The 8,884-nt window shown below is 71.9% G+C and carries 3 protein-coding genes, 1 rRNA gene, 2 pseudogenes and 1 other annotated feature (1 of these 7 cut by a window edge); all 6 genes and pseudogenes read right to left on the bottom strand.

Annotated elements, in window-relative coordinates; translation table 11 throughout:
- Window positions 1-336: 336 nt before the first annotated feature.
- The 6 genes and pseudogenes from recN to rrf all read right to left on the bottom strand — a co-directional run bounded on the left by recN (window position 337) and on the right by rrf (window position 8,474).
- Complete coding sequence (recN, locus tag KUTG_RS59460) at window positions 337-2,472, bottom strand: DNA repair protein RecN (protein WP_232241519.1); 2,136 nt, start codon at window positions 2,470-2,472, stop codon at window positions 337-339.
- 95 nt (window positions 2,473-2,567) lie between these two features.
- Window positions 2,568-3,483: pseudogene (locus KUTG_RS57070) on the bottom strand (NAD kinase).
- Window positions 3,480-4,285: pseudogene (locus KUTG_RS38935) on the bottom strand (TlyA family RNA methyltransferase). Before KUTG_RS38935 ends, KUTG_RS57070 begins: the two co-directional pseudogenes overlap by 4 nt.
- 305 nt (window positions 4,286-4,590) lie before the next feature.
- Window positions 4,591-5,589, bottom strand: a complete 999-nt coding sequence (locus KUTG_RS38925; protein ID WP_043724128.1) for an HAD-IIA family hydrolase — start codon at window positions 5,587-5,589, stop codon at window positions 4,591-4,593.
- Between the two features lie 69 nt (window positions 5,590-5,658).
- Window positions 5,659-8,199: a hypothetical protein gene (locus tag KUTG_RS64380; protein ID WP_063753623.1), complete on the bottom strand. Its 2,541-nt coding sequence runs from the start codon at window positions 8,197-8,199 to the stop codon at window positions 5,659-5,661.
- Window positions 8,200-8,357: 158 nt separating this feature from the next.
- Window positions 8,358-8,474 (bottom strand): 5S ribosomal RNA (gene rrf / locus KUTG_RS38915).
- Window positions 8,475-8,580: 106 nt separating this feature from the next.
- Window positions 8,581-8,884 (bottom strand) — a sequence feature (mutual gap in cmsearch alignment for this rRNA model is longer than 100); it runs 2,187 nt beyond the window's last position.

The raw sequence follows: 8,884 nt of genomic DNA, 5'->3' as shown, positions 1-8,884 counted from the left end.
GCGCGAACCGATGGGCTGCGCCAAGGATGGGAGGCCAGCGCGGGACATTTTCGGCACCACGCCGACCGATGGAAGCGCCGGAGGATGCGAGGCCCCGCCGGCGCCTGGACCGTCGCCGGATTTCGGCCGCCGCCACCCGACGCGCCCCACCGCCCGAGCCGATGCGGCGGGCGAAATCCGGCCAGGGAAGGCACCGGCCCCGAAGGGGCCGAGCCCCGCGCGGAACGCGCGTCATGGGCACAGCGTCCATCAAGCCGCCTACGCGGTTGCGGAGCCGCTCCCACGCGAAATCGGACAGCGGTTTCGACGGTCCCCATCGTGCTCCCCCTAGGACTTCTAGGACTTGGCGGCCTTCTTCCGGGTCCTGCGCACCGGCTCGTCTGCCTTCTTGTCGGAACGGGCGTCGAGCAGCTCCTCGGCGTGGGCCCGGCCGGTGTAGGTGAAGTCGAGGCCGGCGAGCATGCGGGCCAGCTCGACGACCCGCTCGGACTCGTCGAGCACCTTGACCCCGCTGCTGGTCAGACCGCCCTCGGCGACCTTGCTGACGACCATGTGCCGGTCGGCGTAGGCGGCGACCTGGGGCAGGTGGGTGACGACGATGACCTGGTGGCTGCGGGCCAACCGGGCCAGCCGCCGGCCGACCTCGACCGCGGCGCGGCCACCGACACCGGCGTCGACCTCGTCGAAAACGAGCGTGGGCACGGGATCGGCGTGGGACAGCACAACTTCCAGCGCCAACATCACACGGGACAGCTCGCCGCCGGAGGCGCCCTTGTTCACCGGCAGCGCCGGCGACCCCGGGTGCGGCATCAGTCGCAGCTCCACGTCGTCGACGCCCTCGCGGCCGGCGTGCAGCCGCTGGCCGTCGACCAGCAGTGCCACCGCGTCGTCCGGCTCGGCCAGCCGCGGCAGCACCGCCACCTCGACGGTGGCCTGCGCCATGGCCAGCCCAGCCAACTCCTCGGTGACGGCCTTGCCCAGGTCCGCGGCGGCGGCGGCCCGCTCGGCGCTGACCTCCTTGGCCGCCGAGGCCAGCTGCCCGGCCAGCTCGTCCTTGCGACGGGCCAGCTCGGCCAATGCCTCCTCGGAGGTGTCCAGGCCGGCCAGCCGCTCCTGCGACACCCGCGCCCACTCCAGGACGCCGTCGATGTCGGCCGCGTACTTGCGGGTCAGCTGCTTGAGCTCCTGCTGCCGGGCCAGCACCTGCTCCAGCCGCGCCGGATCGGCGTCCAACGACTCCAGGTAGCCGACCAGCTCGGTCGCCACGTCCGTGAGCAGCACGGCCGCCTCGGCCAGGCGCGGCTCCAGGTCACGCAGCTTGGGGTCCTCGGTCGAGGAGAACCGGCGCCGCGCCTCGGCGATCATGCCCAGGGCGCCGACGGCGTCGACCTCGGTGTCGGCGGCGCCGCTCAGCGAGTACTGGGCGCCGGCCGCCGCCTCGCGCAGCTGGTCGACGTCGCCCAGCCGGCGGGACTCCGCGTGCAGGTCCTCGTCCTCGCCGGGCTTCGGGTCGACGGCCGCGATCTCGGCCAGACCGTGCTTGAGCAGGTCGGCCTCGCGGGCCATCTCCCGGGACTTCTCGGTGCGCTCGACGAGCTCGGTGGTGACCTGGACCCATTCCTCACGCAGCGCGCGGTAGCGGCCCAACGGCTCGCCCACCGACTCGCCGGCGAACCGGTCCAGCACGGCCCGCTGCTCGGCGGGGAATCCACCACTGCGGCTGCCGCGTGCCGACGACGGCGTCGACCTCGGTGTCGGCGAGCGCCGCTCAGCGAGTACTGGGCGCCGGCCGCCGCCTCGCGCAGCTGGTCGACGTCGCCCAGCCGGCGGGACTCCGCGTGCAGGTCCTCGTCCTCGCCGGGGCTTCGGGTCGACGGCCGCGATCTCGGCCAGACCGTGCTTGAGCAGGTCGGCCTCGCGGGCCATCTCCCGGGACTTCTCGGTGCGCTCGACGAGCTCGGTGGTGACCTGGACCCATTCCTCACGCAGCGCGCGGTAGCGGCCCAACGGCTCGCCCACCGACTCGCCGGCGAACCGGTCCAGCACGGCCCGCTGCTCGGCGGGGCGGGTCAGCCGCAGCTGGTCGTTCTGCCCGTGCACGGCGATCAGCTGCTCGGACAGCTCCGAGAGCACCCCGACCGGCACGGACCGGCCGCCCAGGTGCGCGCGGGATCGGCCGTCGGTGCTGACGGTGCGCACGGCGATCAGGCTGCCGTCCTCGTCCGGGTCCGCGCCCGCGTTGGCCGCGACCTCCGCCGCCGGGGTGCCCGGTGGCGTGTGGAAGCGACCCTCGACGACGGCGCGATCCACCCCGGTGCGCACACGCGAGGCCTCGGCCCGCCCCCCGCTCAGCAGGTGCAGGCCCGTGACCACCATCGTCTTGCCGGCGCCGGTCTCGCCCGTGACCACCGTCAAACCCCGGTGGAGTTCGATGCTGGCCTCTTCTATCACGCCCAGACCCTGGATACGCATCTCGATCAGCACAGGTCGAACACTAGTGCCAACCCCTGACGTTCCACGACCGGGGCGGGCCAAACCGGTCAGCGCTGCCAGCCCGAACGGGCTGGTCAGTCGAGAACCGGGCCGCGCCATCCCTGCACCGGCAGCGCGAACTTGGTGACGAGGCGGTCCGAGAACGGGTCCTGCTTGAGCCGCACGAGCTTGACCGGCGTGCTGGAGTGGGCCACCTCCACGCGGGTGCCGGCGGGCAGCTCGACCAGCCGTCGGCCGTCGCAGCACAGCACCGCGGGGTGCCCGTGCGGGTCGATCTCGAAGGCCACCACCGACCTCGGCGACACCACGAACGGCCGGGCGAAACAGGGCGTGCGCGTTGCTCGGCACGACCAGCAGCGCGTCCAGGTCAAAACCACACCACGGGGCCGCCACGCAAAGGGGCGAGTAGGCCGTCGACCCGGTCGGCGTGGCGCACAGCACACCGTCGCAGCCGAAGGAGGACACCGGGCGGGCGTAAACCTCGACGACCACGTCCAGCACCCGCTCGCGGCTGCTCTTCTCGACGCTGGCCTCGTTCAGCGCCCACGTGTGGGCGATGACCTCGCCCTGCACCGACGCCGCCACGTCCAGCGTCATCCGCTCCTCGACGTGGTAGTCGCGGTCGATGACCCGCTGCACGGCCTCGTCGAGGTCGTCCATCTCGGCCTCGACCAGGAAACCGACCCGGCCCAGGTTGACGCCCAGCACCGGGGTGCCGAACGGGCGGGCCAGCTCGGCGGCGCGCAGCAGCGTGCCGTCGCCGCCGAGGGCGAACACCAGCTCGGTGCCGACGGCCGCGGTGCTCGCGGGCGCCACCTCGGCGTAGCAGGAGCGGTCCAGGTCGGCGGCCTCGTCCTCGACGACCCGCAGCCGGATGCCCGCCTCCGCGAAACGGCCGGCGACCTTCTCGGCCAGCCGCAGGTTGGTCTGGCGGCCGGTCTTCACGACCAGCAGGATCTCCCGGTCGCCGTGCACGTTGAGCTGCGTCATTTCGGCCCCTCACGTACCGCGGTGGCGACCAGCTCCTCGGCCTGTTCGGCCGGCAGCGGCTCGCCTCGCCGCAACCACACGAAGTACTCGACATTGCCGGACGGGCCGGGCAGCGGACTCGCGACCACGCCGTGCAGGCGCAGCCCCAGTTCGGCGGCCTCGCCGACGACACCGAGCACGGCCTGGGCCCGCAGCCGTTCGCCGCGCACCACCCCGCCGGGTCCGACGTTGTCCTTGCCCACCTGGAACTGCGGCTTGACCATCGGCACGATGTCGCCGTCCTCGGCGGTGCACGACAGCAGCGCCGGCAGCACGAGGCCGAGGGAGATGAAGGAAAGATCGGCAACCACGAGATCGACGACGCCACCGGTCAACTCGGGGTTCAACGCGCGCACGTTCGTCTTGTCCAGGACCACGACCCGGTCGTCGGTCTGGAGCCGCCACAGCAGCAGGCCGCGGCCAACATCGGCGGCCACGACCTCGCGCGCGCCACGGCGCAGCAGCACGTCGGTGAAGCCGCCGGTGGACGCGCCCGCGTCCAGGCAGCGGCGGCCGTCGATGTCGATGTCGAACGCGTCGAGCGCGCCGACCAGCTTGTAGGCGCCACGAGAGGCCCAGTTCGGGTCGTCGTCGTCCTCGCGCACGATGACCGGGGTGTCGGCGTCGATGGCGGTGGCCGCCTTCGAGGCCACGGTGCCGCGCACGGTCACCCGACCGTTCGCGACCAGTTCCGACGCGGCGCCCGTGACCTGGCCAGTCCCCGACGGACCAGTTCCGCATCCAGCCGCGCCCTGCGGGTCATCGGCTCAGAACCCGTCGATGGCCGACAGCGCGTCGGTCAGCGTGGCGTGGACCGCCTCGAACCGCGCCGGGTGCTCGGCGACGTCGAGCGTGTCGAGCTCCGCCAGCCTCGCCACGGCGTAGTCGATGGTTGCGGTGGGTGAGCCGGGGGTGCGGGGGGCTTGCCCCCCGTTGTCGTCAGCCGGCCACATCGGCCCACGCGGTCCAGTGGGCACACTGCGCGCAGTGGTCGGCGGTGGACCCGGAATCGGCGGCTGGGTCATCTCTGGCTCCTGGATGGACTAACTCGTGCGGCTCCGTACAACGCTAGCCGATATTCAGCTCGGCCAAGGCAGCCATCGAGGCGTCATCGCCGGCCCGAACGGTCACCGGGCCGCCGCCGGCCTGCCACCAGGCGGCGCACAGGCCGCGCAGCAGGGCCAGCGGATCGCCGGAACCGGTGACGGTGAGCGTGTCATCGTCGACCTGCACGTCCCAGTCGGGCTGCTTGGCGATCTCGACCTCCGACACCGGCACGAGCAGGCCGGACAGGTCGGCGGCGAGGAAGCGCGGGCGCAGCTCCGCCGGCGCCTCAAGCACCTGGCCGGGCGTCGCGACGCCCGTGAGCACCAGCAACGCGTCCAGCTCGGCATTGGTGGCGCCGAGGATGTCGGTGTCCAGGCGGTCGCCGACGACGAGCGGCCTGCGCGCGCCGGCCGAGCGGATCGCCTGGTCCATCAGCGGACGGGCCGGCTTGCCGGCGACGACCGGCTCCACATCGGTGGCCGCGCGCAGGGCGGTCACCATGGAGCCGTTGCCCGGCAACAGGCCCCGCTCGGTCGGCAGCGTCGCGTCGACGTTGCACGCCACCCAGAGCGCGCCGTTGCGGATGGCCAGGGCCGCCTCGGCGAGGTCGCGCCAGCCGGTGTCCGGGGAGTGCCCCTGCACGACGGCAGCGACCTCGGGCGAGAACACCCTGGTCGATGTCAGGCCGAGGGCCTCGACCTCGTCGGTCAGGGCCGGCGTGCCGATGATCAGCACGAGGGCGCCCCGGTCGAGGCGCTCGGCCAGGACGGCCGCGGCGGCCTGGGAGCTGGTGCTGACCTCCTCGACGGAGGCCTGGAAACCCAGCTCGTTCAGGTGCTCGGCGACGCTGCCCGGCTTGCGCGAGGCGTTGTTGGTGACGTAGCGGATGCCGGCGCCGCGGTCCCGGCTGGCCTTGATCGCCTCGACCGCGCCGGGCACGGCCTCCCCGCCGCGGTAGACGGTGCCGTCGAGATCGAGCAGCAGCGCGTCGTACGCGGCGAGGAGGTCCGGCTCGGTCACTCCCGCTCCTCGCCGACCGGGGCGAGGTCGCCCTCGCTGTCGTTCTCGCTGCTGTCGCCGCTCTCGCCGTCAGCGCTGTCGGCACTGTCGTCGTCGGCGTTGTCGCCTTTCGCTCAGCTCGACCGCGCGCTCCGAGGCGTCGGTCTCCTCGTCCTCGTCGAACTCGGCGGCCTGCATGAACCAGCGGATGGCCTCTTCGGTGCGGCCGACGGCCGCGAGGTTGTCCGCGTAGGCGTAGAACAGGCGGGCGCTCCACGGCTCGTGCTTGGCCGGGTCCAGGTCGTCGCCCTGCAGCGCCACGACCGCGGCGTCCAGCTGGCCCATGTCGCGCCGGGCGCCGGCGGCGACGATGCGCAGCTCGATCTGCTCGGCCTTGGTGAGCTGCTTGACGTCGGCTTCCTTGGCCAGGTCGAGGGCGCGCTCGGGGCGGCCCAGGGCGCGCTCGCAGTCGGCCATGACGGCCAGGTGGCCGGGGCCGGCGCTCATGCGCCGGGCGGCACGCAGCTCGGACAGCGCCTCGGCCCATTCGCCCGCGTGGTACGCGGTCAGGCCGGCGGCCTCGCGGACCAGGCCGACCCGCGCGGCCTTGGCTCGGGCGAACCGAGCGTGGGCGAGGGCCTGCTCCGGATCGTCATCGACAAGGAGACCGGCAGCCACCAGGTGCGCGCCCACGGTCTCGGCGAGCGCCTTCGGCAGGCTGCGCAGCTCCATGCGGGCCTCGGCGTCGAGCGCGGAGAACACAGCGCCCTCCGGCAGCAGCGGCACACCGAACTTGTCCGTCCGCGGCTGCTCCTGCTCGTCACGCTCCTGCTCGTCACGCTGCTGCTCGTCACGCTGCTGGGCCTCGGCCTCCGGCGCGTCGCCGTCCTCGTTCTCGGCGGCCTCGTCGGCCGGCGTTTCCGTGGCCTCGGCATCGGTCCCGGTGTTGGTCTCGGTCTTGGCGACGTCGGCGTCGACCGCGGCCGCTACGGCCTCGGCCTGCTCGGCGATCTCCAGTTCCTCCAGCGGCTTGTCCTCGACCGCGCGCAGCGGGGCACGCTCCTCGAAGGCGCGCGGCCGCTCATGCTTCTGCTCACGCCGAACCTGGTTGGCGCGCGGCTTGCGCTCGCCGTCGAACTTGCGCCCGCCGTCCGCCCGCTTGGGCCGGTCGAACTTGGACGGCCGCTGCGGCCGGCTGCTGGAGCCGTCGCGCACGTCCTCGCGGTCCCGGTCGTTGACCCGGTTGTCGCTGTTGTAGCGCGGACGGTCGCCGCCGCGGTCGTTGCCGTAGCTCGGACGGTCGCCGCGGTCGCGGTTGTTGTAGCTCGGGCGGTCGCTGGAACCGGAGCCACTGCGGTCGGACCGGTAGCCGCCACCCGAGCGCTGGCTGTTGTCGCGGTTGCCGTAGCTGGGACGGTCACCCGAGCTCGGGCGGTCGGAGCGGTAGCCGCCGGTCGAACCGCCGCCGGAGCGCTGGTTGTCACGGTCGCCGTACGAGCGACGCTCACCACCGCGCTGGTCGCCACCCCGCTCGCCACCACGGTCGCTGCCGTAGTTCGGGCGGTCGCCACGATCGTTGCTGCGGTCGTTGTTCCGGTCGCTGTTGAACCGGGGACGCTGCTGGTCGCGGTTGCCGTAGCTCGGACGGTCGCTGGAACCGGAGCTGCTGCGGTCAGAACGGTAACCGCCGCTCGAGTTGCCACCCGAACGCTGGTTGTCACGGTCGCCGCTGTTGTAGCGCGGGCGGTCGCCGCCGCGCTGGTCGTTGCGGTCGCTGGTGAAGCGCGGCCGGTCACCCGAACCAGAACGGTCGGAGGAGCCGGAGCGGTAGCCGCCGCTCGACCCGCTGCCGGAGCGCTGGTTGTCGCTGTTGTAGCGCGGGCGGTCGCCACGGTCGTTGTTGAAGCGAGGACGGTCGCCGCTGCCGCGCGAGTCGCTGCTACCGCTGTTGTAGCGGGGGCGGTCGCTGCTGCCAGAGCGCGAGTCGTTGCCGCGGTAGCCGCCGCCGGCGGAACCGCCACGGTTGCTGCTGCCGCTGCTGCGGTCGCTGTTGAACCGGGGACGATCGCCGCTGCCGGAACGCGAGTCGTTGCCGCGATCGCTGTTGTAGCGCGGACGGTCACCGCCACCACGGGAGTCGCTACTGCCGCTGTTGAAGCGCGGGCGGTCACTGCCGCCACGGGAGTCGCTGCCGCTGCTGTTGAAGCGCGGACGGTCGCCGCTGCCGCGCGAGTCGCTGCTGTTGTAGCGCGGACGGTCGCTGCCACCACGGGAATCGCTGCTGCTGTTGAAACGGGGGCGGTCGCTGCCGCCGCGCGAGTCGTTGCTGCCGCTGTTGTTGTAGCGGGGGCGGTCGCCGCCGCCGGAACGGGAGTCGTTGCCGCGGTAGCCGCCGCCGGCGGAACCGCCACGGTTGCTGCTGCCGCTGCTGCGGTCGCTGTTGTCCCGTGGCGACCAGTTGCCGCGGTCCTGGCGGGGCGCACCACCCTGCTGACGGTCGCCGAACGACCGCCGCTCGCCACGATCGCCGCGCTGACCCCGGCCTTCACTTGATCCCTGGCCGCCGGTGCGCTGCTGACGGTCACCCTGACCGCGCTCACGATCGCCGGGACGCTGCCCGAACCTGGACACAACAACCTCCTAGAACAACATGGCAAGAGCCCACGAAGGGATGGTGGCGCTCTCCGGTACCACGGTAGCCGTCACGTGGCCCCGGGCGCCTCTTCGGGGCACATAGAAGAAGGCCCCTGCATCGTGTCGCCACGACGCAGGGGCCTTCCCCAAATTTAGTCCGGCGGCGTCCTACTCTCCCACACCCTCACGAGTGCAGTACCATCGGCGCTGGAGGGCTTAGCTTCCGGGTTCGGAATGGGACCGGGCGTTTCCCCTCCGCTAACACCACCGAAACACTATGAAAGAATCCCACAGACACCTGCCCTAGACCCCAAGAGGTCCCCCAGGCAGTGCCTGATTGGTTCTCTCAGAACCACACAGTGGATGCGAAGCGTCTTTGTAAACAAGCCCTCGGCCTATTAGTACCAGTCAACTCCACCCCTTACAGGGCTTCCATCTCTGGCCTATCAACCCCATCGTCTATAGGAGGCCTTACCCTCTCAAGGAGGTAGGAGATCTCATCTTGGAACAAGCTTCCCGCTTAGATGCTTTCAGCGGTTATCTCTCCCGAACGTAGCCAACCAGCCATGCCCCTGGCGGGACAACTGGCACACCAGAGGTCCGTCCATCCCGGTCCTCTCGTACTAGGGACAGCCTTCCTCAAATCTCCAACGCGCACGGCGGATAGGGACCGAACTGTCTC

The organism is Kutzneria sp. 744, assembly GCF_000568255.1.
Taxonomy (GTDB): domain Bacteria; phylum Actinomycetota; class Actinomycetes; order Mycobacteriales; family Pseudonocardiaceae; genus Kutzneria.
The sequence above is the reverse complement of the archived record's forward strand: the minus strand, read 5'-3'. Positions and strand labels throughout refer to the sequence as shown.